24 protein-coding genes are annotated in these 24,787 nt (G+C 61.1%); 17 read left to right on the top strand and 7 right to left on the bottom strand.

The genetic code is table 11. From position 1 onward, the window contains the following. Positions 1-32 precede the first annotated feature (32 nt). The 6 genes from AB5Y91_RS16145 to AB5Y91_RS16170 all read left to right on the top strand — a co-directional run bounded on the left by AB5Y91_RS16145 (position 33) and on the right by AB5Y91_RS16170 (position 6,543). Positions 33-1,364 (top strand): aspartate aminotransferase family protein, encoded by a 1,332-nt coding sequence (locus AB5Y91_RS16145; protein WP_368170264.1) that lies wholly within the window; start codon positions 33-35, stop codon positions 1,362-1,364. A 103-nt stretch (positions 1,365-1,467) separates the two neighbouring features. Then, positions 1,468-2,964, top strand: coding sequence for a CoA-acylating methylmalonate-semialdehyde dehydrogenase (locus tag AB5Y91_RS16150; protein ID WP_139744998.1), 1,497 nt, complete (start codon positions 1,468-1,470; stop codon positions 2,962-2,964). Between the two features lie 83 nt (positions 2,965-3,047). Continuing rightward, positions 3,048-3,776 (top strand): glutamine amidotransferase, encoded by a 729-nt coding sequence (locus AB5Y91_RS16155; RefSeq protein ID WP_042650122.1) that lies wholly within the window; start codon positions 3,048-3,050, stop codon positions 3,774-3,776. A 155-nt stretch (positions 3,777-3,931) separates the two neighbouring features. Next, positions 3,932-4,903, top strand: a complete 972-nt coding sequence (locus tag AB5Y91_RS16160) for a LysR substrate-binding domain-containing protein (RefSeq protein ID WP_368170265.1) — start codon at positions 3,932-3,934, stop codon at positions 4,901-4,903. Positions 4,904-4,963: 60 nt separating this feature from the next. Beyond that, positions 4,964-5,803 carry a PfkB family carbohydrate kinase gene (locus tag AB5Y91_RS16165; protein WP_368170266.1) on the top strand — a complete coding sequence of 280 codons (840 nt, stop codon included), beginning with the start codon at positions 4,964-4,966 and terminating at the stop codon, positions 5,801-5,803. A gap of 287 nt (positions 5,804-6,090) precedes the next feature. Next, positions 6,091-6,543, top strand: coding sequence for an Rrf2 family transcriptional regulator (locus AB5Y91_RS16170; RefSeq protein WP_005326180.1), 453 nt, complete (start codon positions 6,091-6,093; stop codon positions 6,541-6,543). A 93-nt stretch (positions 6,544-6,636) separates the two neighbouring features. Here AB5Y91_RS16170 and AB5Y91_RS16175 read toward each other — a convergent pair whose 3' ends face one another. Beyond that, a complete protein-coding gene (locus tag AB5Y91_RS16175; protein ID WP_234691248.1) occupies positions 6,637-7,149 on the bottom strand; it encodes a ferredoxin-type protein NapF in 513 nt (170 codons plus the stop codon). Between the two features lie 137 nt (positions 7,150-7,286). On the opposite strand from AB5Y91_RS16175, the gene AB5Y91_RS16180 reads away from it, so the two are divergent. Together AB5Y91_RS16180 and rmuC are read left to right on the top strand one after the other, a co-directional pair. Continuing rightward, positions 7,287-7,502 carry a hypothetical protein gene (locus tag AB5Y91_RS16180; RefSeq protein ID WP_025325331.1) on the top strand — a complete coding sequence of 72 codons (216 nt, stop codon included), beginning with the start codon at positions 7,287-7,289 and terminating at the stop codon, positions 7,500-7,502. A gap of 49 nt (positions 7,503-7,551) precedes the next feature. Continuing rightward, complete coding sequence (gene rmuC, locus AB5Y91_RS16185) at positions 7,552-8,883, top strand: DNA recombination protein RmuC (RefSeq protein WP_368170267.1); 1,332 nt, start codon at positions 7,552-7,554, stop codon at positions 8,881-8,883. Positions 8,884-8,964: 81 nt separating this feature from the next. Here rmuC and AB5Y91_RS16190 read toward each other — a convergent pair whose 3' ends face one another. The 5 genes from AB5Y91_RS16190 to def all read right to left on the bottom strand — a co-directional run bounded on the left by AB5Y91_RS16190 (position 8,965) and on the right by def (position 14,780). Beyond that, positions 8,965-10,407, bottom strand: a complete 1,443-nt coding sequence (locus AB5Y91_RS16190; protein ID WP_106885271.1) for a TrkH family potassium uptake protein — start codon at positions 10,405-10,407, stop codon at positions 8,965-8,967. 93 nt (positions 10,408-10,500) lie between these two features. Next, the gene (trkA, locus tag AB5Y91_RS16195; RefSeq protein ID WP_025325334.1) at positions 10,501-11,877 is read right to left on the bottom strand and encodes a Trk system potassium transporter TrkA; all 1,377 of its coding nucleotides are present in this window, start codon (positions 11,875-11,877) and stop codon (positions 10,501-10,503) included. An 80-nt stretch (positions 11,878-11,957) separates the two neighbouring features. Continuing rightward, entirely contained in the window at positions 11,958-13,250 is a 1,293-nt protein-coding gene (gene rsmB / locus AB5Y91_RS16200) for a 16S rRNA (cytosine(967)-C(5))-methyltransferase RsmB (RefSeq protein WP_368170268.1), read from the bottom strand. A 60-nt stretch (positions 13,251-13,310) separates the two neighbouring features. Further along, positions 13,311-14,255: a methionyl-tRNA formyltransferase gene (gene fmt / locus AB5Y91_RS16205; RefSeq protein ID WP_163137758.1), complete on the bottom strand. Its 945-nt coding sequence runs from the start codon at positions 14,253-14,255 to the stop codon at positions 13,311-13,313. 12 nt (positions 14,256-14,267) lie between these two features. Continuing rightward, positions 14,268-14,780, bottom strand: a complete 513-nt coding sequence (gene def, locus AB5Y91_RS16210) for a peptide deformylase (RefSeq protein ID WP_368170269.1) — start codon at positions 14,778-14,780, stop codon at positions 14,268-14,270. Between the two features lie 108 nt (positions 14,781-14,888). On the opposite strand from def, the gene AB5Y91_RS16215 reads away from it, so the two are divergent. From AB5Y91_RS16215 to aroE, 7 genes are all read left to right on the top strand, one after another. Beyond that, on the top strand, positions 14,889-15,977 hold the full coding sequence (locus tag AB5Y91_RS16215) for a LysM peptidoglycan-binding domain-containing protein (RefSeq protein ID WP_368170270.1): 1,089 nt from the start codon (positions 14,889-14,891) through the stop codon (positions 15,975-15,977). Between the two features lies 1 nt (position 15,978). Continuing rightward, on the top strand, positions 15,979-17,094 hold the full coding sequence (dprA, locus tag AB5Y91_RS16220) for a DNA-processing protein DprA (RefSeq protein ID WP_368170271.1): 1,116 nt from the start codon (positions 15,979-15,981) through the stop codon (positions 17,092-17,094). Beyond that, positions 17,087-17,560, top strand: coding sequence for a DUF494 family protein (locus AB5Y91_RS16225; RefSeq protein ID WP_025325340.1), 474 nt, complete (start codon positions 17,087-17,089; stop codon positions 17,558-17,560). Before dprA ends, AB5Y91_RS16225 begins: the two co-directional genes overlap by 8 nt. A gap of 55 nt (positions 17,561-17,615) precedes the next feature. Next, positions 17,616-18,173: a topoisomerase DNA-binding C4 zinc finger domain-containing protein gene (locus AB5Y91_RS16230; RefSeq protein ID WP_368170272.1), complete on the top strand. Its 558-nt coding sequence runs from the start codon at positions 17,616-17,618 to the stop codon at positions 18,171-18,173. Positions 18,174-18,487: 314 nt separating this feature from the next. Beyond that, positions 18,488-19,048 (top strand): Sua5/YciO/YrdC/YwlC family protein, encoded by a 561-nt coding sequence (locus AB5Y91_RS16235; RefSeq protein ID WP_368170273.1) that lies wholly within the window; start codon positions 18,488-18,490, stop codon positions 19,046-19,048. A gap of 100 nt (positions 19,049-19,148) precedes the next feature. Further along, a complete protein-coding gene (gene hemF, locus AB5Y91_RS16240; protein ID WP_111911647.1) occupies positions 19,149-20,057 on the top strand; it encodes an oxygen-dependent coproporphyrinogen oxidase in 909 nt (302 codons plus the stop codon). Positions 20,058-20,161: 104 nt separating this feature from the next. Further along, a complete protein-coding gene (aroE, locus tag AB5Y91_RS16245; RefSeq protein ID WP_163137754.1) occupies positions 20,162-20,983 on the top strand; it encodes a shikimate dehydrogenase in 822 nt (273 codons plus the stop codon). Between the two features lie 1,012 nt (positions 20,984-21,995). On the opposite strand, the gene yihA is transcribed toward aroE, so the two are convergent. Further along, the gene (gene yihA / locus AB5Y91_RS16250) at positions 21,996-22,652 is read right to left on the bottom strand and encodes a ribosome biogenesis GTP-binding protein YihA/YsxC (protein WP_106885262.1); all 657 of its coding nucleotides are present in this window, start codon (positions 22,650-22,652) and stop codon (positions 21,996-21,998) included. Positions 22,653-22,795: 143 nt separating this feature from the next. Here yihA and AB5Y91_RS16255 point away from each other — a divergent pair, with 143 nt between their 5' ends. Together AB5Y91_RS16255 and yihI are read left to right on the top strand one after the other, a co-directional pair. Next, positions 22,796-23,413, top strand: a complete 618-nt coding sequence (locus AB5Y91_RS16255) for a cytochrome c (protein ID WP_041206664.1) — start codon at positions 22,796-22,798, stop codon at positions 23,411-23,413. 795 nt (positions 23,414-24,208) lie between these two features. Further along, a complete protein-coding gene (gene yihI / locus AB5Y91_RS16260) occupies positions 24,209-24,784 on the top strand; it encodes a Der GTPase-activating protein YihI (RefSeq protein WP_106885261.1) in 576 nt (191 codons plus the stop codon). The last annotated feature ends 3 nt before the right edge of the window (positions 24,785-24,787 follow it).

Below are 24,787 nucleotides of genomic sequence, written 5' to 3' on the forward strand. Positions count from 1 at the left end.
GTGTTACTAAACGCCTTAAGGATGAGGTGACCATGAAACCGATTAGCGACATCAATACCCCTTCCGACATGTCCGCCTTCTGGATGCCCTTCACCGCCAACCAGCAGTTCAAGGCGGCGCCGCGCATCCTGAAGTCGGCAGAGGGGATGTATTATCACTCAGAGGATGGCCGCAAGATACTGGATGGCACCGCCGGGCTCTGGTGTTGCAACGCGGGCCATGGTCGGCGCGAGATTGCCGAGGCGGTCTCCCAGCAGATCTCCCACCTCGATTTCGCCCCCACGTTCCAGATGGGCCACCCTCTGCCGTTCGAGTTGGCCAACCAGCTGGTGGAGATAGCCCCCAAGGGCTTCGGCCACGTCTTCTATACCAACTCCGGCTCGGAATCCGTCGATACGGCGCTCAAGATAGCGCTGGCCTGGCAGCGGGCCCGCGGCCAGGGCACCCGCACCCGGCTCATAGGTCGCGAGCGCGGCTATCACGGAGTCGGCTTCGGCGGTATCTCGGTGGGGGGCATTCCCGGCAACCGCAAGTGGTTCGGCTCCCTGCTTGGGGGTGTAGATCACCTGCCCCACACCCTCAACATCGCCAAAAATGCCTTCACCAAGGGGTTGCCAGAGGAAGATTTCACCCTGGCCGACGAGTTGGAGAAGATCGTCTTCCTCCATGATGCCAGCAACATAGCGGCCGTCATCGTCGAACCCATCGCCGGCAGTACCGGCGTCATCATGCCCCCCAAGGGCTACCTCAAGCGGCTGCGGGAGATCTGTACCAAACACGGCATCCTGCTGATCTTCGACGAGGTGATCACCGGTTTCGGCCGCCTGGGTTCGGCCTTTGCTGCCCAGGAGTTCGACGTCATCCCCGACCTTATCACCTGCGCCAAGGGGCTCACCAACGGCGCCATCCCCATGGGCGCCGTGCTGGTGCAGAACCACATCTATGACGACATGATGGCCGCCGGCAAGGGCGTCATCGAGCTGTTCCACGGCTACACCTACTCGGGTCACCCTGTGGCGGCCGCCGCGGGTCTGGCGACCCTGGAGATCTACCGCAGCGAGAACTTGCTCCATCGCGCCGCCGATCTGGCGGGCTACTGGGAGGAGGCGGCGCATTCCCTCAAGGGCTGCAAGCATGTGAAGGATGTGCGCAACTACGGGCTGGTGGCGGGCATAGAGCTCGAATCCATGCCGGATGCGCCGGGCAAGCGGGCCTACGAGGTGTTCGTGCGCTGCTTCGAGAAGGGGGCGCTTATCCGGGTGACCGGCGACATCATCGCCCTGTCGCCACCCCTCATCATCGAGCGCAGCGAGATCGACGACCTCTTCACCCTGCTGCAGGATGTCCTGCAGGCCCAGGACTGACACTTACCCTTTGTTGCATGGCGCCCGCCGGGCGCCCTCTTCCTGTGCCTGATGCCCACGGCCGCGCACAAGGATGACGCGAATGACCCATCACGGAGGATTTATGAGTTACAGGATCGACAACTTCATCGACGGCGAAACCACTGAGAGTCGCAGCGAGCGTTTCGGCGCCATCTTCGATCCGGCCACCGGCCAGCAGCAGGGCACTGTGGCCCTCTCCACCGCCGCCGAGTGCCTCGATGCCATCGCCAGCGCCGAGCGCGCCTTCGCCGACTGGTCCCAGACCCCGCCGCTGGTGCGGGCACGAGTGATGTTCCGCTTCAAGGAGCTGATGGAGCAGCACAGGGACGAGCTGGCCCGCCTCATCAGCCGCGAGCACGGCAAGGTCTTCTCCGACGCCCAGGGGGAGCTGACCCGGGGGCTGGAGGTGGTGGAGTTTGCCTGCGGTATTCCCCATCTGCTCAAGGGGGAGCACTCCCTCAACGTGGGCCGGGGGGTGGACAGCCACTCGATGATGCAGCCGGTGGGGGTCTGCGCCGGCATCACGCCGTTCAACTTCCCGGCCATGGTGCCGCTCTGGATGTTCCCGGTGGCGTTGGCCTGCGGCAACAGCTTCATCCTCAAGCCGTCCGAGAAGGATCCCTCCCTGGCCCTGCGCATGGCCGAGCTGCTCAAGCAGGCGGGCCTGCCGGACGGGGTGCTCAACGTGGTCAACGGCGACAAGGAGGTGGTGGACGTGCTGCTGACAGACCCGCGGGTACAGGCGGTGTCCTTCGTCGGCTCCACCCCCATAGCCCAGTACATCTATGCCACCGCCTCGGCCCACGGCAAGCGGGTGCAGGCCCTGGGCGGCGCCAAGAACCACATGCTGGTGATGCCGGATGCGGATCTCGATCAGGCGGTCTCCGCCCTGATGGGGGCGGCCTATGGCGCGGCCGGCGAGCGTTGCATGGCGATCTCGGTGGCCCTGGTGGTGGGTGATGCCACCGCCGATGCCCTGGTGGCCAAGCTCAAGCCGCTGGTGGAGGCACTGCGGGTCGGGCCCGGCCTTGGTCCGATCCCGGAGAACGAGATGGGCCCCCTCATCAGCCGTGAGCACCTGGCCAAGGTGCGTGGCTACGTGGATCAGGGGGTGGCAGAGGGCGCCAGTCTGGTGGTGGATGGTCGCGGTGTCAGCCACGGTGAGGGCTACTTCATCGGCGGCAGTCTGTTCGACCGGGTCGGCCCCGAGATGCGCATCTACCGGGAGGAGATCTTCGGCCCAGTGCTCGCCATAGTGCGGGCGCCGGACTACGAGACGGCCCTGCGCCTCATCAACGAACACGAGTACGGCAACGGCACCGCCATCTTTACCTGCGACGGGGATACCGCGAGGGACTTCACCACTCGGGTTCAGGTCGGTATGGTAGGGGTGAACGTACCCATACCTGTGCCCATGGCGTTTCACAGCTTCGGTGGCTGGAAGCGGTCCATCTTCGGGCCGCTCAACATGCACGGGCCGGACGGGGTACGCTTCTATACCCGGATGAAGACGGTGACTGCACGCTGGCCCCAGAGCCTGCGGGCCGGCGCCGAGTTCTCCATGCCGACCATGAAATGATCAACATGCAGCAGCTAGCCCTGGCATGGCCCGGCGGAAGGAGTCCGCCGGCGTGTCCCGCTATCCCTGTGAAGGAGTAACAGATGCGACTGGGAATTCTCGATTGTGACCGGCTGGACCCCGACTTGGTTGGGAGTTTTGGCCCCGTTTACTCCGAGATGTTTATCAAGGGCTTCCGGGCGCTGGCCCCGGCGTTGGAATACAGGGTCTGGTCGGCGCTCGATGGGGAGCTGCCGAGCGACTTGAACGAGTGCGATGCCTGGCTCATCACAGGATCGCGCCACGATGCCTACAGCGATATTCCCTGGATCCTGGCGCTGCGCGACTGGATCCGCCGGGCCCACGATGCCAACGTCAAGCTGGCCGGCATCTGCTTCGGTCATCAGGTGATCGCCCAGGCGCTGGGGGGAGAGGTGGTGAAGTCCACCAAGGGCTGGGGGCTCGGCGTCTCCGTTCACCCCATGCAGGAGGCGAAACCCTGGATGCAGCCCGGGCTGGAGACCATCAGGATCCTGGCCAGTCACCAGGATCAGGTAGAGCAGTTGCCCCCGGGGGCGACCCTGCTGGCGGGCAACGATTTTTGCCCGAACTTCATGTTCCTGCAGGGGGATCACATAGTCGCCATCCAGGGTCATCCAGAGTTTTCGGTGGAATACAACCGGGCGCTGATCGAGCGGCGGCGGGATCGGCTGCCCGACGAGCACTACCAGAGCAGCCTCTCCTCCCTGGAGGGAGAAGTGGACTCGGCCACCATGATGCAATGGCTGCTGCAGTTCCTCGGCATGCTGCCGGTCGGCCCCGCAGTGCGCTGAGCGTCCGTTTGTCATATCCCCCCGGCAGATGCTAGATTTTGTAGCAAAATGAAGGATCAAGCGGTGATATGCCGAGTTCGGATGGTACACTGGCCGCCATTTGTGGCGGCCTTGTCCATCTGATGACAGCCGCGCCAGCCTGTGAGGGTGCAACCTTGAAACTACAGCAGTTGAAGTATCTGATCGCGGTGCGGGACCACAATCTCAACGTCTCCGTCGCTTCCGATGCGCTCTATACCAGCCAGCCTGGGGTGAGCAAGCAGATCGGCTTGCTGGAGAGCGAGCTGGGGGTGCGCATCTTCGAGCGTCGCGGCAAGCACCTGCACAGGATCACCCCTGTGGGGGAGGAGATCATCAAGTGCGCCGAGGCCATGCTCAACATAGAGAGCAAGATCAAGGCCATCTCCCGGGAGTACCTGGATCCGACAGTGGGCACCCTCAACATCCACACCACCCACACCATAGCCCGCTACCTGCTGCCGAAAAGCGTCACCTATTTCACCAAGAAGTACCCCAAGATCTCGTTCCACCTGCACCCCGTGATGTCGGCCACCAAGGAGCAGATCAGCAAGGGTTACTCGGATTTTTCCATCGTGGCCCACGAGATAGGCTTCGACAAGGAGCTGATCGCGCTGCCCGCCTACCTCTGGACCCTGTCGCTGGTGGTGCCGAAGGATCACCCCCTGGCCAAGGTGAAGAAACCGACCCTGGAGCAGCTCTGCCAGTACCCCATCCTCAGCTACGAGAGCGGCGCCACCGGGCGTCAGGTGCAGGACAGGGTGTTCCAGGCGGCCGGCCTCAGCCCCAACTACTACATGACTGTGATGGATGCGGGCGTCATCAAGCGCTACGTGGAACTGGGCTTCGGCATAGGCATCATCTCATCCTTGGTGGCCAACGACCACGATGCCCCCAGCCTGGTGGCCATCAACCTGGAGCACCTGTTCGAGCCCTGCCCGGCCCAGCTCTGCTTCAGCAAGAGCATACTGCTGCAGAACTACATGTATGACTTCATCAGCTCCTTCTCCCCCCATCTCACCAAGGAGATGATCCAGAACGTGATGCAGCAGCCGACCCAGGCGCGCATCGACGAGCTGCTGGTCGGGGTGGAGCTGCCCGTCTACTGAGTCGTCTTCCGTCATCGGTCCGGCGTCGCTGGATGCCGGACCCGCCCTGCCGAGGTCCCCATGTCCCGCATCCTGCTGCTTGCCAATCTCAACTGTGATCATGTGCTCTCCCTGGCCGAACCCCTGGTAGCGGGGGCACGGATGCAATACGTGGATCAGGGACGCAGGCTCGGCGGCGGCGCCGCCAACACCGGCATAGGGCTGGTGTGGGCGGGGCATGAGGTCATCATTGCCTCCCGCATCGGGCTGGACGAGACCGGCGACTGGCTGCTGGAGCAGGCCGCGGGCCATGGGCTGGACTGCTCCCACGTGGAGCGCTTTGGCGGCGAGACGGGGGAGCTGCTGGTGCTGGTGGACTCCACCGGGGAGCGCACCATTCTAAGGCGTCCGCGCCGCCCGGATCTGCCAGGCGACTTGCCGTTGGAGGGGGTGGATTGCCTCTATGTGAACTACCCCGGCACCGCCATCATCGGCTACATGCGCCAGATGCTCGGCAAGAGCTTCGTGGTGGCCCAGTACCCCAAGGGCGGCCAGGCCCGCCGCCCCTGCCACGTGCTGGTGGCCTCCCGCGCGGATCTCGCCGAGGTGGGCGATCCCTGGCGGCATGCCAGGGAGCTCGCTGGGGAGCAGCTCGAATGGCTGGTGCTGACCGAGGGCAAGGCGGGGGCCGTTGCCATCCACGGCGAGGAGCAGGTGCGGGTGGCGGCGCGGCCGGTGTCCGTGGTCGACACCACGGGGGCGGGGGATGCCTTCGCCGGCGGCCTTATCCACGGTCTGGCCCGCGGCATGGCGATGGGGGATGCCCTGCAGTGCGCGGTGGACTGGGGCGCCTTCGCGGTCGCCTCCGAGAGTTCCATCCCTTCCCAAGCCCTGAAAACCTGGCTGAAACATCCCCACTGACAGACTCTAACCGGCCCGCTCGCCGGACTGTGGCCCCCTGCCTGCCGATGGAATTTAGCCGCCGGAAATGGCCAAAACCCCGCCCCGAGCCGGCAAGTTTGCGATCAATCAAAGAAAGTGTCGATTTATGTACATCTTCGTCGACACCCGCCAGAGCTGCTCTTAACCTTGTCACTCCACGACCCGGCTGAAGAAGCGACACCTGTGCGGGCGCACGTGCAGTCTCACCTCTCTGGCCACTGGCTGTCGTCCTGATTTCTGGCTTGTAGTAAGAGGCAAGTGCGACCATGCAACTGACACGATTTACCGACTACGCCCTGCGTACCCTGACCTTTCTGGCTATCCAGCCCGGTGATCGCCTGTCGACCATCACGGAAGTGGCCGACACCTTCGCCATCTCCCGCAACCACGTGGTCAAGATAGTGCATCAGCTCGGCATCAAGGGGTACATCGAAACGGTACGTGGCAAGCATGGTGGCATCCGTCTCGGTCGCTCCGCCGTCTCCATCAACCTGCGCGATGTGGTGATGGACATGGAGCACGTGCTCTGCCCGGTGGACTGCAAGCGCGAGAACTGCCGCCTCTCCGGCGGCTGCCGCATCCAGGGGATACTGCGCCGCGCCATGAACGCCTTCCTCGAGGTGCTGGGGGAGTACACCCTGGCGGATGCGGTGCGGGATCCGACCCGGCTGTGCCACCTGCTTGGCATCGAGCAGGACAATATCCTGACCATGGCCTGAGGGTCATGACGGTGAAAGGGCCCCTCGGGGCCCTTTTTGCTGTCTGGCATGAATGCCGGGGACGGATGTGAGTGCGTCGGGATGCCGGAGTCGTCAGAGCTGGGGGATCAGGGTGATGGCTCCGTGCAGGCAGGCGAGGCCGCAGGCGCCGCAACCGTCGCAGGCCGCCATGTTGACGCTCACCCCCTCGCTGCTGGCCTTGATCGCCTGCTGGGGGCAGGCATCCTCACACAGCAGGCAGTAGAAGCCTTTACGGGCCTGACAGCTCGCCTCTATCCTGACCCGGGTCTGCACCTGGCGGCCGAGCCGCAGGTCCAGCGCCCCGGTGGGACAGGCTCTGGCGCAGCTGCCGCAGTAGCTGCACTGGCCGCAGGCGAGATCCAGCACAGGGGTGCCGGCTATGGGGGTGCCGACATATTCGGGCTGGTCGGCGGGTTTGAGCAGGCCGTTGGGGCAGGCCTTGAAGCACTCGCCGCAGCGGCGGCACAGAGCGAGGAATTGCGACTCTTCGATGGCCCAGGGCGGGCGCGCCTCGTGGCAAACCATGTCCGGTTTGCGGGAGCCCCCCAGTGCGTGCGTCAGCCAGCGACAGAAAAAATGAGTCATGCTCACCCCTATACCTATTAGGGGTTAATTTTATCCAGTTTTCCGCCGGCAAGCCAGAGAATAGCGCCGGCCAGGATCGCAAGCCGGGTTGCCCTTGTGTAAGCTAGGCGAGTCTTTTTGCGGGATCTGATGAACTCATGTGGTTATTTCTGTGGCGTGCTTCTCTGCTGTATATCTTCCCCCTGCTGATGTGGGCCTACTGCCGCATCAAGGAGATCGAGTTCACCGAGCTCGACACCGGGGTCAACAGTCACAAGTGGGTGGTGCTGGCCGCCTACCTCATCTATGTGCTGTTCTGGCTGCTGCTCAACCGTTATCTCGAACTCTTCCTGCGCCAGCGGAGCCGCCGATGATCGCCGCACGCGTTGATGTCCAGCACTTCCTGTGTCGGCGGAGTCGGCGATGATCCCGATGATGACCTGGCTGCCTGCCTTGCTGGCGGGTCTGCTGGCCCTGCTCCTCGGCTGGCTGGCGGGGCGTCGCACGGCCCGGGAGGAGACACTGCTCACCGAGGAGCGCCATCAGGCGTTGCAGGACAGGTTCGACGAGCTGCAGGATGAGAAGATGCTGGGCCAGCAGAAGCTGGAGCAGCAGCAGGCCCTGCTGCTCAAGCTCACCGCTCGCCTCAAGGATGCCGAAGCCACACTGCGCAGCGAGCGCATCGCCAGCGCCGAGAAGCTGCAACTGCAACAGCAGGCGGAGGCCCGCCTCAGCCAGCAGTTCGAGAACCTCGCCAACCGTATCTTCGAACAAAACTCCGGCAATTTCCGCGAACTGAACCAGAACAGCCTGGATCTGCTGCTGACTCCGCTGAAAGAGCAGCTCGAGGGTTTCCGTCGCCAGGTGGGGGAGACCCACGCTCAGGAGACGGCCCAGCGCCACAGCCTCAAGTTCGAGCTGGAGCGCCTCGCCGAGCTCAATGCCCGCATGACCGAAGAGGCCGCGGCCCTGACCCGTGCCCTCAAGGGTGACAGCAAGCAGCAGGGCAACTGGGGTGAGGTGGTGCTGGCCCGTATCCTCTCCGAGTGCGGCCTGCGAGAGGGCCACGAGTACCACACCCAGGTCAATATCGAGGTGGACAAGGGCAAGCGCTATCAGCCCGACGTCATCGTCCACCTGCCGCAGGACAAAGACATCATCATAGACGCCAAGGTGTCGCTGACCGCTTACGAGCGCTGGTACAACGCCGAGGACGAGCTGGAGAAGGCGGTGGCGCTCAAGGAGCACGTTGCCTCGGTGCGCAACCACATCCGCGAGCTGGGCCGCAAGGATTACCAGCAACTGCCCGGGGTGCGCACCCTGGACTATGTGCTGATGTTCGTGGCGGTGGAGCCCGCCTTCCTCACCGCCCTGGAGGCCGACCCCTCCCTGGTACGTTACGGGCTGGATCACAACATACTGCTGGTGAGCCCCACCAACCTGATGGTGGCGCTGCGCACCATAGAGAACCTGTGGCGCTACGAGCGGCAGAACCAGAACTCGCGCCAGATAGCCGAGCGGGCCGGCCGCCTCTACGAGAAGCTGCGGCTCTTCGTGGAGGAGATGCAGCAGATGGGGGGCAGCCTGCACAAGGCGCAGGAGAGCTACGACAAGGCGATGGGGCGGCTGGTCAACGGCCGTGGCAACCTGATCGCCCAGGTCGAGCGTTTTCGCGAGCTGGGGGTGGAGGTCACCAAGCCCCTGCCGGAGCCCCTGGTCAACCGCGCGCTGGAGCGGGAAGACTCCGCCGACTGAAGCAAGGGCGACGGTCGAACGCAGACAAAAAGGGCAGCCCGCGGGCTGCCCTTTTTGTCATGGTGATCCGCCACTCCGGTCTCATTGGCGCCAGAACGAGGGGAAGAAGATCACCGCCACCGTCAGGATCTCGAGTCGCCCCAGCAACATGCCGAACGACAGTATCCACTTGGCCGTATCCGGCAGACTGGCAAAGTTGGTGCTGGGGCCTATGACGGGCCCCATGCCGGGGCCCACGTTGGCCACCGCCGTGATGGAGCCCGAGATGGCGGTCAGGGGATCCAGGCCTATGGCGGCGAGCAGGGCTGCGATCAGCAAGATGATGGCGAAATAGGCCAGCACGAAGGAGATCATGGAGCGGATGATGGCGTCGTTGACCGGACGGCCGTTGTATTTCTGGGGGAAGACGCCCGAGGGGTGCATCAGCTGGCGCATCTGCTTCTTGAACAGGGCGAAGGCCACCTGTATCCGGAAGATCTTGAGCCCGCCGGCGGTAGAGCCGGAGCAGGCGCCGAGCGCCAGCAAGATGATGAAGATGATGCTGGTCAGCGGCCCCCAGGTGCCGAAGTCACCGAGGCCATAGCCGGTGGTGGTGATCACCGAGACTATGTTGAAGCTGCTGATGCGCAGGGCATCCATAAAGCCGTAGATGTCCCTTACCCAGAGATAGAAGGTGACGACGACGGTGACCCAGACCACTAGCCAGAAGAAGCCCTGGACCTGGGCATCCTTGAGCAGGCTGTTGTCACGGCGGGAGAGGGCTTGCACATAGAGCAGGAAGGGCAGGCCGCCGAGGAACATGAAGAGGGTGCCAATCCAGTGCGCCGAGTTGGAAAAGTGGGACATGGACTGATCCGAGGTGGAATAGCCCCCGGTGCTCAGCGTCGTCATGGCGTGGTTGACCGCCTCGAACAGCGTCATGCCGCTCACCCAGTAGGCGAGGAAGCAGAGCATGGAGAGCACCAGATAGACCACCACTATGTTGTTGGCCACCGTCTTGGCGCGGGGCGCGCTCTTGTCTGACCAATCCGAGCTCTCGGTCTGGAACAGTTTCATGCCGCCGACGTTGAGGTAGGGCAGCACGGCCACCGCCATCACGATAAAACCCACGCCCCCCAGCCACTGCAAAATGGAGCGCCACAGCAAGATGCTGTGGGCCATGCCGTCCAGCCCCGACAGCACTGTGGATCCCGTGGTGGTGACCCCCGACATTGTCTCGAAGTAGGCGTCGGTGAAGTCGATGTGGTTGATGAAGAAGAAGGGCAGGGCGCCGAAGATACAGGCCACCACCCAGACCGAGGTGGTGAGCAGGAACATCTCCCGCACCCCGAGGTGAAACTCCACCTTGCGCCCATGGTGCAGGCAGAGCAGGGCGGCGCCGTGGGTGATCAGCACGGACTTGAGAAACTCGACGAAGCCCTCGGAGCCGGTGAACAGCGCCAGCAGGGTGGGCAGCCACATGAAGAGGGCCAGCTTGGATAGCACCAGCCCGAGGGTGAAGACGATGGGACGCAGCTTGATCATGCAAGATAACCTGGTCGTTGATTGAAAAAAGACCCGGACCTTCCCTCTGGGAAATGTCCGGGTCTGGATGTCGTAGCCTGTTGCATGGAGGGCTTACAGGAAGAAAGGACTGGGCTGGAACAGGCGTTCCACTTCCGGGATGTACTTCTTGTCCACCAGGAACATCACCACGTGGTCATCCTGCTGGATCTGGGTGCGATCGTGGGCGATCAGCACCTCATCTCCCCGTACGACTGCGCCTATGGTGGTGCCCGGCGGCAGCTTGAGCTCACCCACCGTCTTGCCCACCACCTTGGAGGTGTTCTCGTCACCGTGGGCTATGGCCTCGATGGCTTCGGCCGCCCCGCGGCGCAGGCTGTAGACGTTGGCGATGTCGGCACGGCGCACGTGGGTCAGCAGGGCCGAGATGGTGGCCTGCTGGGGCGAGATGGCGATGTCGATGGAGCCGCCCTGCACCAGATCCACGTAGGCGCCGCGCTGGATCAGCACCATTGTCTTCTTGGCACCCATCTTCTTGGCGAGCAGGGCCGACATTATGTTGGCCTCGTCCTCGTTGGTCACCGCGATGAAGACGTCGATCTGATCGATGTGCTCCTCCGCCAGCAGCTCCTGATCCGCCGCGTCGCCGCAGAAGACTATGGTGTTTTCCAGGTTCTCCGAGAGCTGCTCCGCCCGCTTCTGGTTGCGCTCTATGAGCTTGACGCTGTAGCGCTTCTCCAGCTGGCGGGCGAGACCGGCGCCTATGTTGCCACCCCCGACTATCATGATGCGGCGATAGGGGCTCTCGAGCCGTTGCAGCTCCGACATCACGGCCCGGATGTGGCCGGCGGCGGCGACGAAGAACACCTCGTCATCCGCCTCTATGATGGTGGTGCCTTGCGGGCGGATGGAGCGGCCCTGGCGGAAGATGGCGGCGACCCGGGTCTCTATGTTCGGCATGTGATCCCGCAGGGTGGAGAGGGCATTGCCCACCAGGGGGCCGCCGTAGTAGGCCTTGACCGCCACCAGACCCACCTTGCCACCTGCAAAATCAACCACCTGCAGCGCGCCCGGATACTCGATGAGGCGACGCACATAGTCGGTCACCAGCTGCTCGGGGGCGATCAGGTGATCCACAGGCACGGATTCCGGCAGGAACAGCCGATCCCGCTCCACCAGATAGGCGGGGGAGCGGATCCGCGCCACCTTGTTCGGGGTGTTGAACAGGGAGTAGGCCACCTGACAGGCGATCATGTTGGTTTCGTCACTGTTGGTGACCGCGACCAGCATGTCGGCATCCTGGGCGCCCGCTTCGCGCAGCACCCTGGGGTGGGCGCCGTGACCGTTCACCACCCGCAGATCGAACTTGTCCTGCAGCTCCCGCAGACGGTCGCTGTCGGTATCGACTATGGTGATGTCGTTGTTCTCGCCGGCGAGGTTTTCCGCCAGCGTGCCACCCACCTGACCCGCACCCAGAATGATGATTTTCATATGGACATCTTACTCAAGATTGTTGCTTCGAAACGAGGCAAGCCAGCCTGCCACCCGGACTCGGCATCCGGGGGCACGGCCTACAGCTTGATCAGCTTGGCATAATAGAAGCCGTCCATCTCCGCCTCGCCGGGCAGGAACTGGCGACCCGGGCAATCCGGGTTGTCCTGCTCGTGTAGCGGTACCAGGCGTGCATCCTTGGTGTCCGCCAGGAAGGCGCGGATCTGGTCGCGGTTCTCTTCCGGCAGCACTGAGCAGGTGGCATAGAGCAGGGTGCCGCCGCTTTTGAGCTTGCCCCAGAGGGCATTGAGAATGCGACGCTGCAGCTCGGCCAGCTCGCGAATGTCCTGATCCCGGCGCAGCCACTTGATGTCCGGGTGGCGGCGAATGACGCCGGTGGCGGAGCAGGGAGCATCCAGCAGGATGCGGTCGAACTGACCCTCTGGCCACCACAGGTCCGGCGTGCTGGCATCCCCGTGGATCACCCGGGCTGTGAGGCCGATACGATCCAGGTTCTCCTGCACCCGGGTGAGGCGGTGCTCGTCCGCATCCACGGCTACCACACCGGCGAGGGCGGGTTGCAGCTCCAGCAGGTGGGCCGTCTTGCCGCCGGGGGCGGCGCAGGCGTCCAGCACCCAGTCACCGGGTTGGGGATCGAGCAGACGGGCGGCCTGCTGGGCGGCACCGTCTTGCACCGAGCAGTCACCGGTTTCGAAACCGGGCAGCTTGGTCACGTCGCAAGGGCGCTCCAGCAGTATGCAATCCTCACCCTCTTCGCCGGCCACCGCATTGATGCCTACTTCGGCCATGCGGGCCAGCATCTGCTCGCGGCTCTGGCGCTGGCTGTTGTTGCGGATCCACATGGGGGGCCGCTGGTTGTTGGCCTCCATGATGAACTCCCAATCCTCGGGATAGGTTTGGCGCAGGCGCTTGGTGAGCCACTCCGGGTGGCCGAGGCGAATGCTGGGCACCCGGTCGATGCGCAGCAGTATGACTTCGGCGCTGCGCTGGAAGTTGCGCAGCACGCCGTTGATCAGGCCGCGCAGTGAGGTACCCTTGAGCAGCTTGACGGCATTGACGGTCTCGGCCACGGCGGCATGAGCCGGAATGCGGGTGTAGATGAGCTGATAAAGACCGACCAGGATCAGATAGTGGAAGATGCGGCTCTTGTTCTTGAGCGGCTTGTCCATCATCTCGCTCACCGCAGCGTCGAGGCGGGGCAGCCAGCGCAGGGTGCCGTAGCAGAGTTCTTGCAGGAGGGCGCGATCGCGAGGCGCCACCTTCTCCTGGGCAGCAGGCAGAACAGCGGAGAGGGATTGGCCCTGATCCAGCACCTGTTGAATAACGAGAGCGGCCTGTGCACGTGTTTTCATAGAGTTACCTTAGATGCGCAAGTCGGGGCCTGGGCCCCGCTTGTGTCAATTCAATCCAGTTCAATGCAATTGCGTGCCGGGTTCAAACCAGTCGCGGCGAGAGTTGAGCAGATCCGGGACGGACATGGCCTTCTTGCCGGGCGGTTGCAGGGTCAGCAGGCGCAGCACCCCCTTGCCGGTGGCGACGTCGATCCCCTGCTTGTCGGCCTTGAGCAGGGTGCCGGCGCTCTGGCCATGGTCGCTGTCGATGACCTCGGCCTGCCACACCTTGATGGTCTGCTCCGCGGCCTCGAACCAGCTGATGGGCCAGGGGTTGAAGGCGCGAATGCAGCGCTCGATGGCGACGGCCTCCATGGACCAGTCGATGCGCGCCTCTTCCTTGGAGAGCTTCTGGGCATAGTTGGCCAGCGCATCGTCCTGCGCCTCGGCGGCGGTTTCACCGGCGGCCATGGCGTTAAGGGTGTCGACCAGCGCCTGCGGGCCCAGCTCGGCCAGCTTGTCATAGAGGCTGGCGGAGGTCTCATCAAAGGCGATGGGGCAGCTCACCTTGCGGATCATGGCGCCGGTATCCAGCCCCACATCCATCTGCATTATGGTGACGCCGGTTTCGGCATCGCCCGCCCAGATGGCGCGCTGTATGGGGGCGGCACCGCGCCAGCGTGGCAGCAGGGAGCCGTGCACATTGAGGCAACCGAGACGCGGGGTGTCGAGCACCGCCTTGGGCAGGATCAGGCCGTAGGCCACCACCACCATGAGATCGGCGCCAAGGGCGGCCAGCTCGGCCTGTGCGGCTTCATTGCGCAGGGAGGCCGGCTGGTAGACCGGCAAATCGTTGGCCAGCGCCAGCTCCTTGACCGGGCTGGCGGTCAGTTTCTGACCGCGGCCCGCCGGCTTGTCGGGCTGGGTGTAAACGGCGACGACTTCATGGTCGGAAGACAACAACGCCGCCAGATGACGGGCGGCGAAGTCGGGGGTACCGGCAAAAATCAGTTTCAGCTTATTCAATGGGGCAGATCCTCAGAGGACTTTGCGATCTTCACGGGCCATCTTTTCCAGCTTCTGACGGATGCGCTGGCGCTTGAGCGGGGACAAGTAATCCACAAACAGCTTGCCGACCAGATGATCCATCTCATGCTGTATGCAGATAGCGAGCAGATCGTCCGCTTCCAGCTCGAATGGCTTGCCGTGGCGATCCAGCGCCCGGACCTTGACCCACTCGGCACGCGGTACCAGAGCGCGGTTGCCGGGGACCGAAAGGCAACCCTCTTCGATGCCGGTGCTGCCTGACTGCTCAAGGATTTCCGGGTTGATCAGCACCAGCTGATCTTCACGGTCTTCAGAGACGTCGATGACGATGATGCGCTGATGAATGTCGACCTGAGTCGCGGCCAGGCCTATGCCTTCCTCCGCGTACATGGTTTCGAACATATCATCTACAATCTGTTGTAACTCGGGTGTAATGGTCTCGACAGGGGCTGCGACTGTGCGCAGGCGCTCATCGGGGAAACGCAATACATCTAGAATGGCCATAGTTTTTTCTTTAGTTTCATATAAACGCAGTCAATATTGACGTAATTCTAGTCATTTACGTCGACAAAAAACAGCAACACTTTGCGTGCAGAAGTAACAGGGAGTGTTATGCATCTGAAGCAAATCATCCTCGCCTGTCTGGCGACAGCCCTGGCCAATGGTGCCATGGCACAGCAGTTGACGCTGAAATCCGGTTATCCCGAGAGTTATGTGGTGCAGAAGGGGGATACCCTCTGGGATATCTCGGGCCAGTATCTGGCCGAACCCTGGCTCTGGCCACGTCTCTGGAACATCAATCCCCAGATTGCCAACCCACACTGGATTTACCCCGGTGATGTGCTGCAACTGAGCTGGGTCAATGGCGAACCGCGTCTGGGCAAGGCCAGCCAGGGCGGCAAACAGGTCATTCACCTGTCTCCCAAGAACCGCTACGAGAACAAGGCCAATCCCATTCCGACCCTGCCCCTCAGCGAGATAGTGCCCTTCCTGCAAACCGATCACATTCTGGCCGACAGCCAGCAGAGCAAGGATCTGCCCTATGTGCTTGGCAATAACGACAAGCATATCGGCATGCTGGAGGGGGACACCCTCTATGTGCAGGGGGCGCTGAATCCGGGTCAGAGTTACGGCATCTATCGCCCCGGGGTGACTTACAAGGACAAGCTGACCGGTGAGCAGCTCGGCCAGGAAGCGATTTTTGTCGGCACTGTGCGGGCGGAGGATCGCCAAGTCAACGACAGCACCAGAGTCACGCTGACGCACAGCAGGCGCGAGGTATATCAGGGAGACAAGGTCATCCCGTTACCACCGCAGGAGAGCCTTTCTGCCGTCTTCATGCCAAAGGCGGCGCCGGTGATTTCCCCCGGTTATGTGATAGAGCTGCCGAGCAAGGTGCGCGGGGGAGGCAAGTTTGACGTTGTCCTCATCAACAAGGGGCTGCGGGATCAGATTGCCCCAGGCGATGTGCTCGAGATCCTGCGTCCGGGGGCCGAGATGGTGGACAAGAATGGCAAGGTCTCGTATCGGGAATATGCTTCCGTCTATGACAAGGCATTCCACTCTGCTGGCAAGTCGTCCCTGCCCGCCGAAGCGGTTGCCAGGGTCATGCTGTTCAAGGTGTATGACAAGCTGAGTTATGGCCTCATCCTGCAGAGCCAGGATCTGGTCAGCTCGGGTTATCAGGTCAGTAACTTCTGACGTGCCACTTCCACTCGGGCGGCTCTCGCTGTGGTTGACGCTGGATACGGTGACCGGCATAGGTCCGGTCACCGCCGCGCGGCTGCTTACGCACTTCGGCGGCGACATCGACGCCCTGTTTGGCTGTGATGATGGTGTGCTGCAATCACTTGGCCTGCAATCGGCCCAAATCCGGCAGCTGAGATGGCCATCACCCCTGGTGGAGCAGGGGTTGAACTGGGCCGCGGCACCTGACAATCACCTGCTTTGCCCGGACAGTCCCGCTTATCCCTCGCTGCTCAAAGAGATCCCCGCCGCCCCCCTGTTGCTCTATTGCCGCGGGGATCTTGCATCCCTTTCTCTGCCACAGCTGGCGATGGTGGGAACCCGTCACCCCACCTATGCAGGCAAGGACAACGCAGCCCGTTTGTGTGCCGAATTGGTGGAGAGCGGTCTGGCGATCACCTCCGGATTGGCGCTGGGCATTGATGGCATCTGTCACCAGCAGGCCTTGGCATCGGGCGGTGTGACGCTGGCGGTGCTGGGATCCGGGCTTGACTGCCTCTACCCAAAGCGCCATCAGGGCCTGGCGATGCAGATCCTCGAGCACGGCGGCCTGCTTGTCTCCGAGCTGGCGCCGGATCAGGGGCCGCTGGCGGAACATTTCCCTCGTCGCAATCGCATCATCAGTGGCTTGTCGCTGGGCACGCTGGTGGTGGAGGCGGCCGAACAGAGCGGCTCACTCATCACGGCCCGCTACGCGTTGGAGCAGGGACGCGAGGTCTTTGCCATACCAGGTGCACCGCAAAACACCCAGGCTGCGGGGTGCAATCGCCTGCTTCAGCAGGGGGCCAAGTTGGTCTTGAATGCGGCAGATGTGATGGAAGAGCTGCCTGCCCTTGTGCCATTAAAGAAGCTGGCGAACCCTTCTCCCGAGCCATTGCATAATAGCGAATTGCCTTATGCCGATTTGTTGGATAACGTAGATTATGAGACCACGAGCGTGGATACCGTTGCCGAGCGGGCCCAGCTTCCTGTCGAAGTGGTATTGGGCAGGTTGGTAGAGCTGGAGCTGGCCGGTGCAGTGATGGCGGTAGCCGGTGGATACGTCAGAGCGAGGAGGGCGAATCATGTTTGATGTATTGATGTACCTTTTCGAGACCTACATCCACAGCGATGCAGATGTGATGGTCGAGCAGGATGAACTCACCGACGAACTTAGCCGGGCCGGTTTCAATCAGGACGAGATTGAGAAGGCACTCAACTGGCTGGAACGACTGGCCAATCTGCATGACAGCGAGCGGGAGGTGTATGTCACCGCCAGCGCGCAAGGTTCGATGCGGATCTACGCCCCGCAAGAGCTGGCTCGCCTCAGTACCGAGTGCCGTGGTTTCCTGCTGTTCCTGGAACAGGCCCAGGTGCTGAACGCCGAAACCCGTGAAATCTGTATCGAGCGCTTGCTGGAGCTGGACAAGCCGGATATCGAGCTGGATGACCTGAAGTGGGTCGTCATGATGGTGCTGTTCAACGTCCCGGGCAGTGAGAATGCCTACCAGCAGATGGAGGAGCTGGTGTTTGACGAGTCGGATGGTGTCATTCACTGACAGTCTGGTGCCGCGCTGGTAGAATTCAGGCCATCTGGATTCCAAGGCGCGGCCCATGTCAAAAATCGATCATCACCTCTTTTCTGCCCACGAACATGCTTTCGAGCGCGAACCGTGCCCGCAGTGTGGTGCCGAGCTGGTGATCCGTCAGGGCAAGCATGGCCCCTTCCTGGGCTGCTCGGCCTACCCCTCCTGTGACTACATTCGTTCCCTGACGCCCTCCGGTCGCGACATCGAGAAGGTACTCGAAGGCTCCGCTTGCCCCGATTGCGGCCAGCCGCTGGCGATCAAGAAGGGGCGTTACGGCCTGTTCGTGGGCTGTACCCAGTATCCGGCCTGCCAGCATATCGAGTCCCTGCAGGAGAGCGACGATACCCAGATCCTCTGCCCGGAGTGCGGCAAGGGTCATCTGGTGAGCCGCACCTCCCGCTATGGCAAACAGTTTTACCCCTGCGATGCCTATCCTCACTGCAAGTACGTGGTGAATGACAAGCCTGTTCCCATGCCCTGCCCCGAGTGTGGCTGGGGCATCATGATCGAGAAGAAAGTGAGAGGGAGTCTGCGCTGGGTCTGCCCGCAAAAGAAATGCTGTCATCAGATTGAGCGGGTATAATCCTGCCGCCATGAGCCGGCTGGCAGCTTGCTGGCAAGAGGGTACTTCATCTGGATTTATCTTCTTGCGGTGAACCGCCCTTCTACGGCCGTGCCGTTGGGCGCCGATCCCGATGCTGCCGTGCCGCCAGCCTCTTGGTCTGTTCATGTGGCCCGGCATCTCAGGCGTTGCAGTGGCCAATGATGAGCCGAGGCTCTGATGGCGGGTCAAACGTCCGAATGTACTGAAGAGGTGAGGGCTCCAAGGTGCCCTCATGTCGGTTCAACTTACAACCCAGTGATGAGAGGTGGCAGCCCGGCTGTCGCATTTTTTCTATGCCAAACGAATTTGAACAAGCGATCGCCGCCCTGCACCGCGAAGGGGTGATCGCCTATGCCACCGAGGCCGTCTTTGGCCTGGGATGTGATCCCGACTCCGAGGCTGCGGTTCAGCGCCTGCTGGCCATCAAGCAGCGCCCGGTGGAGAAGGGCCTGATCCTGATTGCCGCCGATCTGACCCAATTGCAGGATTACATCGACCTGAGCCAGCTCAGCAACGAGCAGCTTGCTCGCGTGCAGGCGAGCTGGCCCGGCCCCTTCACCTGGATCATGCCTGCCCGCACGACCACGCCGACCTGGCTGACCGGACAGTTCGATACCCTGGCGGTGCGCGTCACGGCCCATCCTCAGGTGCAGGCCCTGTGCCGCGCCTTTGGCAAGCCCCTGGTCTCGACCAGTGCCAACCTGACCGGCGAGGAGCCTGCCCGTCGGGTGGCCGATATAGGTGCGCTGCTGGCAAGTCAGCTGGCCCATATCCTGCCTGGGGAGGTCGGGGGACAGGCCAATCCATCCGAGATCAAGGACGCCCGTACCGGCGCCATCATTCGTCCCTCCTGAGGGGCGCTGATTTGCAGTCATGACGGGCGATGTGCTCATGGCGTGACACCACAATATAAAATGGACGGGACGATCAAGATCCTGCCTGACTGGAGACAAGATGAGCAAACCGGATGTGGCCCAGGTCAAGGCCTTCCTGCTGCAGTTGCAGGACGAGATCTGCCGGGGACTGGAGCAGGCTGATGGCGCCGGACACTTCGTGGAAGATGCCTGGCGCCGCGAAGGCGGTGGTGGCGGCCGCACCCGGGTGCTGCGCCACGGCGCTGTGATCGAGCAGGGTGGGGTCAACTTCTCCCATGTCTATGGCGATGCCATGCCGGCATCGGCGACCGCTCACCGCCCCGAACTGGCCGGCCGCAAGTTCGAGGCCATGGGCGTCTCGCTGGTGATCCATCCGCACAACCCCTATGTGCCGACCAGTCATGCCAACGTCCGTTTCTTCATCGCCGAGAAAGAGGGCGAGGCGCCCATCTGGTGGTTTGGCGGCGGTTTCGATTTGACGCCCTTCTATCCGTTTGCCGAGGATGTGCAGCACTGGCATCAGGTCTCCCACGATCTCTGTCAGCCTTTTGGCGACCATATCTACCCCGAGTTCAAGTCCTGGTGCGATCGCTACTTCTTCCTCAAGCATCGCAACGAGACCAGAGGGGTGGGCGGCCTCTTCTTCGATGATCTGAACCGCTGGCCCTTTGCCGACTGCTTCTCCTTCATGCAGGCGGTAGGTCGGGGTTATCTCGATGCCTATCTGCCCATTGTCGAGCAACGCAAGACGCTGCCCTATGGCGAGCGGGAGCGGGCGTTCCAGCTCTATCGCCGTGGTCGTTACGTGGAGTTCAACCTGGTGTATGACAGGGGTACCCTGTTCGGGTTGCAGACTGGCGGACGTACCGAGTCGATCCTGATGTCGATGCCCCCCTTGGCCCGCTGGGAGTATGACTGGCAGCCGGAGGCGGGCAGCCCCGAGGCTTTGCTCTATACCGACTACCTCACGCCACGAGAGTGGCTGTGACTCGAGGGGCCATGACGGGCCCCTTTTTACTGGCCGATATTCGGCTTGTTCCCGACTGAGAAAACCCGTTAAATCGGGTGATCACCCTCTGATGGAACTCTTTGATGGATCGTTATCTGGTTTTTGGCCACCCGGTGCGCCACAGCAAGTCCCCCTTCATTCATACCCTGTTCGCCAGACAGACCCAGCAAGAGCTGGAGTATGGGTTGGCCGAGCCCGCCGTCGACGAGTTTGCCGCTACCCTGCGCAGCTTCTTTGCCCAGGGGGGCAAGGGGTGCAATGTCACGGTGCCCTTCAAGGAGCAGGCGTTCGCCCTGGTCGATCGGTTGAGTCCAAGGGCCAAGCGGGCGGGGGCGGTCAATACCATCAAGCTGACCGATGACGGCGTGCTGCTGGGGGACAACACAGATGGTGCCGGGCTGGTAGCCGATCTCAAGTCCCATGGGGTGACGCTGGCGGACAGCCGGATCCTGTTGTTGGGGGCCGGTGGGGCGGCTCGCGGTGCGTTGGCGCCGCTGCTGGCGGAGAAGCCGGGCGAGTTGGTGATCGCCAACCGCACTCATGGAAAAGCGCAGCAGCTGGCTGCCGAATTCCAGGATCTGGGAGCGCTCAGTGCCAAGACTTATGAGCAGCTGGCGGGGCCGTTCGATCTCATCATCAATTCCACCTCCGCCAGTCTGCAAGGGGAGTTGCCACCGCTGGCACCGGCCCTGATCCACGCCGATATCGCCATTTACGACATGATGTACGGTGCGACGGACACGGCCTTCATCGGCTGGGCCAAGCAGCATGGCGCTCGTCAGACCATGGACGGGCTCGGCATGCTGGTGGAGCAGGCTGCTGAAGCCTTTACCGTGTGGCGCGGCATCCGGCCTGGCACCAAGCAGGTATTGAGAGAACTGAAGCGCAATCTGGGCACCCTGTAAATCGGTCCGCTTATCAAGCGGGTGAGGAGTGGCACAACCGCGAGTGTGCGCTCCTGCTGACGGGCTGTTGCGATGTCACACCCTATGTCTGAGCAGAATCTCTCTCTTCCTCGGGGGGAAAGTGCTCCCCGTGCGTGGGAGAATGAAATTAGCACCATTATAAAAATAAATATAAATCGATAGGTAACAATGGGTTGCGATGATTTCAGGCTAGTGTCGCTCACGTTTATCAAGTTTTTTCTCAAAGCAGCGGAACTTGTGCGAAATGGTGCTGACTAACTAGATAGTTGAGGAAGTGCTAGCTAGTCACCTTTATAACTCCCCGGTATTTATACTGGGGATTTTTTTATCCATTTGAAAAATATAGAAATTTACCTTTCCCGTTTTGGGTGAAACTAAATTACATAAATTACTTTCACTTTCTGCTGCTTTGCTATACAGTTATCGGCGTAGGGTACAGAGGTAAGATGTTCTATCTTTCAGACCTTTTATTTCACGTAATTGAATGTGGCTGAATAGCAGCCCCGATGAGTCATCGTCGGGGTGTTTTTTTATGCGCAGCATTTAGAGTAAATGCTTTAAATTGGGCAATCTTTTGTTAGAATAGGGATGTTTCTTGAGGAAAACCAATCGTCTTTGTTCTCGAGAACTCGCTTTTTCCCAATTTTTTGAACTCATTTCTTCAGGCCGGTCCGCGACAGCGAGACTGGCCTCATTTTTATCCCTTCCTATTCCTTTCTTGTAATAAATTTTCAGTTTTGTTGATGTTCGGCATTATTCCCGGTTTGTTTGGTGGGATTGATGAAAACGGTGTCAAAGAGAGTGAAAGTTAATTCTCACAGCAGCCTAACGTTCTATCTGTCTGATCAAAAAGACTTATAAGCGATAGGGATGGGTTGTAACAGAGGTTGTAACAGAAGGGGACGCGGGACAGGCCCAGGCAGGGAAAAACTGAAAGTCTTTCAATCAGCGGAGGGCCAACTCCGCTCATTGCAGCAAGAAGAGGAGCGATTTACTCCTCGATCTGGTGGTCTTCTTCTGTGTCGATCGAAGCGGTTTCGGCATTGGACAGATACCAGCCGCTCAGGGTCTGGGCCAACTTCTCGACGCCTATGTTGTTGAGGGAGGAGAAGGCTTCAACCTGGATCTGCGGACCCAGCTCGGCTACTGCCTGGCGCACCTTGATCACCTGATTGTTGCGGGGGCCCGGGCTCAGCTTGTCTGCCTTGGTCAGCAGCAGCATCACCGGCAGCTCGCGGTGTGAGCTCCATTCCAGCATGTTCATGTCGGTCTCTTTGAGCGGATGGCGAATGTCCATTAGGATCACCAGACCTTTCAAGGATTCGCGGCGCTGCAGGTATTCAGCCAGTGACTTTTGCCACTTGAGCTTCATTTCCAGCGGAACCTGCGCATAACCGTAGCCCGGCAAGTCGACCAGGCGCTTGCCCGGTTCCAGTTCAAACAGGTTGATCAGCTGGGTACGGCCCGGTGTCTTACTGGTCCGTGCCAGGTTCTTGTGTTTGGTCAAGGTATTCAATGCAGATGATTTACCGGCGTTGGAACGCCCGGCAAACGCAATCTCGACACCCCCATCATTTGGCAGGTGGCGGATGTCGGGTGCGCTGGTCACAAAATGCACCTTATTGAAATTCAGAGTTTGTGTATCCAACGTAAATTCCCCATAGAGATAGAGGGTTATAGAGTTACTTTTTTGTGAAATCGTGTAAAATGGCGTCGTTTAAACGCGTTTATTTTAACATGCCTTCGGCGGCATGGGATCTGGAAGTCTAATAACGAGAAAGTTGGAACGCCATGAAGAACCTAGTCATTACACTTGCTCTGATGGTTGGCGTAACTGGGATGGCACAAGCCAAGGGCGATGCCGCTGCGGGACAAACCAAGGCTGCCGTCTGTGCGGCCTGTCATGGACCGGACGGCAACAGCCCAGTCGACATGTATCCCAAGATTGCTGGTCAGCACGCATCATATATCAAAAAACAATTAGTTGAACTGAAGGCTGCAGCTTCTGGCCAAACTGGTCGGGTTGCTCCCATCATGGGACCCATGGCGTTGCCTCTGTCCGATCAGGACATGGACGACCTGGCGGCCTACTTCTCCAGCCAGAAGGTGACTCCGGTTGCCGTGCCCGATGACGTGGTTGCCGCAGGCAAGGCGCTCTATATGGGAGGCGACATGGAACGTGGTCTGGCCGCTTGTACCGCCTGCCATGGTCCGCGCGGTTCCGGCGTCGAGCAGGCCAAGTATCCCAGCTTGTCGGGGCAGCACCCTGCGTATATCAAGGCGCAGCTCACCGCCTTCCGTGCGGCAGCCCGTGACAATGACCCCAATGGCATGATGCGGGATGTGGCCAAGAAGCTGACGGATCAGGATATCGAAGCCCTCTCCAAATACGTGGCGGGTCTGCACTGATAAGGTCCTGAATCTATCTTGTTGAAAAGAGCAGGGAACTATAAAGGTTCCCTGCTCTTTTTTGGGGCTTCTGGCGCCATGCCTGCAAATGCCCTGCATTGTTGTAAGAGATCCCCCATTTCCGAGTCTGGTCGGGGCTGAAACAGCGTTCAGCCTTCGATGCGGAAGCTATAACTTTCAATATGTTAAACATGAGATGGCCACTAATCTTCATTTGAAAGCATACCGGGTGGATTGAGCCCGACTGCGAAATTGTTACAGTGAGCTCATGGAATGACCTGACGAGCTGTTGGCGTTCGGGTTGGACAGGGAGTCGGCTCAGCAGACAAGTGATGAGCAAGAGAGTCTGAGACCAGGATGGTGACCGCCAGGGATGAGCGGGGCTGCGGGAGGCAACCACCCCAGAAAGACGACCGGATGTTGTCCGCATGGGTTAGACAAGCACACGCACATTCAGGATCGAGCAACAAGGGTCAGGAAGACCTAACGACATGATGCGCAGAGGTACGCCCAGGGATAAGGCGATTTGCAGCCAGGGAATGGGACTCGCATGACAGGATCAAGGCAGCTTCGGCTGCCTTTTTTCTGTTGGGTCATTAACCCGCCAAGGCATTCTGTGTCAAAATACCAGCAACATGCCCAGAGGATGCCGATCCTGCGGTGTTCAGCGACCGAATATGGTCGAATTGGTGCGGGATCCCACTCTTGTTCCAGATTTACTGTTCCCCGCTTCAGCATCCTCCCCGGACGAAACAATCCCGGGGGTTTCAATCCAGTTATTTGTCGGAGTCATTCATGTCGGCCAAACAACCCACCCGCAAGCCTACCGGCAAGCGCAAAGAATCAGATGCCAGTGCCCTGGAAGGTCGTGAGCGCAAACGCGCCGCCAAGCGCAAGGGCTTGAAGGCGGGCTCCCGTCAGCAGGTCGAGCAAGGCAACAAGGGCGGTAGTGGCAAGCAGGCCAAGGATCCGCGCATCGGCTCCCGCAAGCCGGTCGTGCTGATCGTGGAAGAGAAGAAGTCCCAGTCCGTGGTGACCAAACCACAAAAAGAGAAGAAGTTGGTGATGACGCCCGAGCAGGAGCTGGCCTCCATCGAGAATGATGATCGCCTGAACGATCTGCTGGATCGACTGGATGCCGGCGAAACTCTGGAAGCGGCCGAGCAGGCCTGGGTCGATCAGCGCGTCGATCGCTATCAGGAGCTGATGGACGAGCTCGGCATCATAGACACCGACGAAGATGACGACGGTGATTTTGACGACGTCGAGTATGAAGAGCCGAGACAGCCTGCCTCCGAGGAAGAGCTGTGGGAGCGTTTCAGCCAGGTTGACTATCAGCCCGAACCCAAGCCCGAGCCGAAGAAGAAGTGATGA

The organism is Aeromonas sp. R4-3 (assembly GCF_040908275.1).
In the GTDB taxonomy this organism is placed as follows: Bacteria; Pseudomonadota; Gammaproteobacteria; order Enterobacterales; family Aeromonadaceae; genus Aeromonas; species Aeromonas rivipollensis.

Coding starts and splice junctions, on each gene's coding strand:
- AB5Y91_RS16145 (WP_368170264.1), top strand. CDS start 33: ATGAAACCGATTAGCGACATCAATACCCCTTCCGACATGTCCGCCTTC.
- AB5Y91_RS16150 (WP_139744998.1), top strand. CDS start 1,468: ATGAGTTACAGGATCGACAACTTCATCGACGGCGAAACCACTGAGAGT.
- AB5Y91_RS16155 (WP_042650122.1), top strand. CDS start 3,048: ATGCGACTGGGAATTCTCGATTGTGACCGGCTGGACCCCGACTTGGTT.
- AB5Y91_RS16165 (WP_368170266.1), top strand. CDS start 4,964: ATGTCCCGCATCCTGCTGCTTGCCAATCTCAACTGTGATCATGTGCTC.
- AB5Y91_RS16170 (WP_005326180.1), top strand. CDS start 6,091: ATGCAACTGACACGATTTACCGACTACGCCCTGCGTACCCTGACCTTT.
- AB5Y91_RS16175 (WP_234691248.1), bottom strand. CDS start 7,149: ATGACTCATTTTTTCTGTCGCTGGCTGACGCACGCACTGGGGGGCTCC.
- AB5Y91_RS16180 (WP_025325331.1), top strand. CDS start 7,287: ATGTGGTTATTTCTGTGGCGTGCTTCTCTGCTGTATATCTTCCCCCTG.
- rmuC (WP_368170267.1), top strand. CDS start 7,552: ATGATCCCGATGATGACCTGGCTGCCTGCCTTGCTGGCGGGTCTGCTG.
- AB5Y91_RS16190 (WP_106885271.1), bottom strand. CDS start 10,407: ATGATCAAGCTGCGTCCCATCGTCTTCACCCTCGGGCTGGTGCTATCC.
- trkA (WP_025325334.1), bottom strand. CDS start 11,877: ATGAAAATCATCATTCTGGGTGCGGGTCAGGTGGGTGGCACGCTGGCG.
- rsmB (WP_368170268.1), bottom strand. CDS start 13,250: ATGAAAACACGTGCACAGGCCGCTCTCGTTATTCAACAGGTGCTGGAT.
- def (WP_368170269.1), bottom strand. CDS start 14,780: ATGGCCATTCTAGATGTATTGCGTTTCCCCGATGAGCGCCTGCGCACA.
- AB5Y91_RS16215 (WP_368170270.1), top strand. CDS start 14,889: ATGCATCTGAAGCAAATCATCCTCGCCTGTCTGGCGACAGCCCTGGCC.
- AB5Y91_RS16225 (WP_025325340.1), top strand. CDS start 17,087: ATGTTTGATGTATTGATGTACCTTTTCGAGACCTACATCCACAGCGAT.
- AB5Y91_RS16230 (WP_368170272.1), top strand. CDS start 17,616: ATGTCAAAAATCGATCATCACCTCTTTTCTGCCCACGAACATGCTTTC.
- AB5Y91_RS16235 (WP_368170273.1), top strand. CDS start 18,488: ATGCCAAACGAATTTGAACAAGCGATCGCCGCCCTGCACCGCGAAGGG.
- hemF (WP_111911647.1), top strand. CDS start 19,149: ATGAGCAAACCGGATGTGGCCCAGGTCAAGGCCTTCCTGCTGCAGTTG.
- aroE (WP_163137754.1), top strand. CDS start 20,162: ATGGATCGTTATCTGGTTTTTGGCCACCCGGTGCGCCACAGCAAGTCC.
- AB5Y91_RS16255 (WP_041206664.1), top strand. CDS start 22,796: ATGAAGAACCTAGTCATTACACTTGCTCTGATGGTTGGCGTAACTGGG.
- yihI (WP_106885261.1), top strand. CDS start 24,209: ATGTCGGCCAAACAACCCACCCGCAAGCCTACCGGCAAGCGCAAAGAA.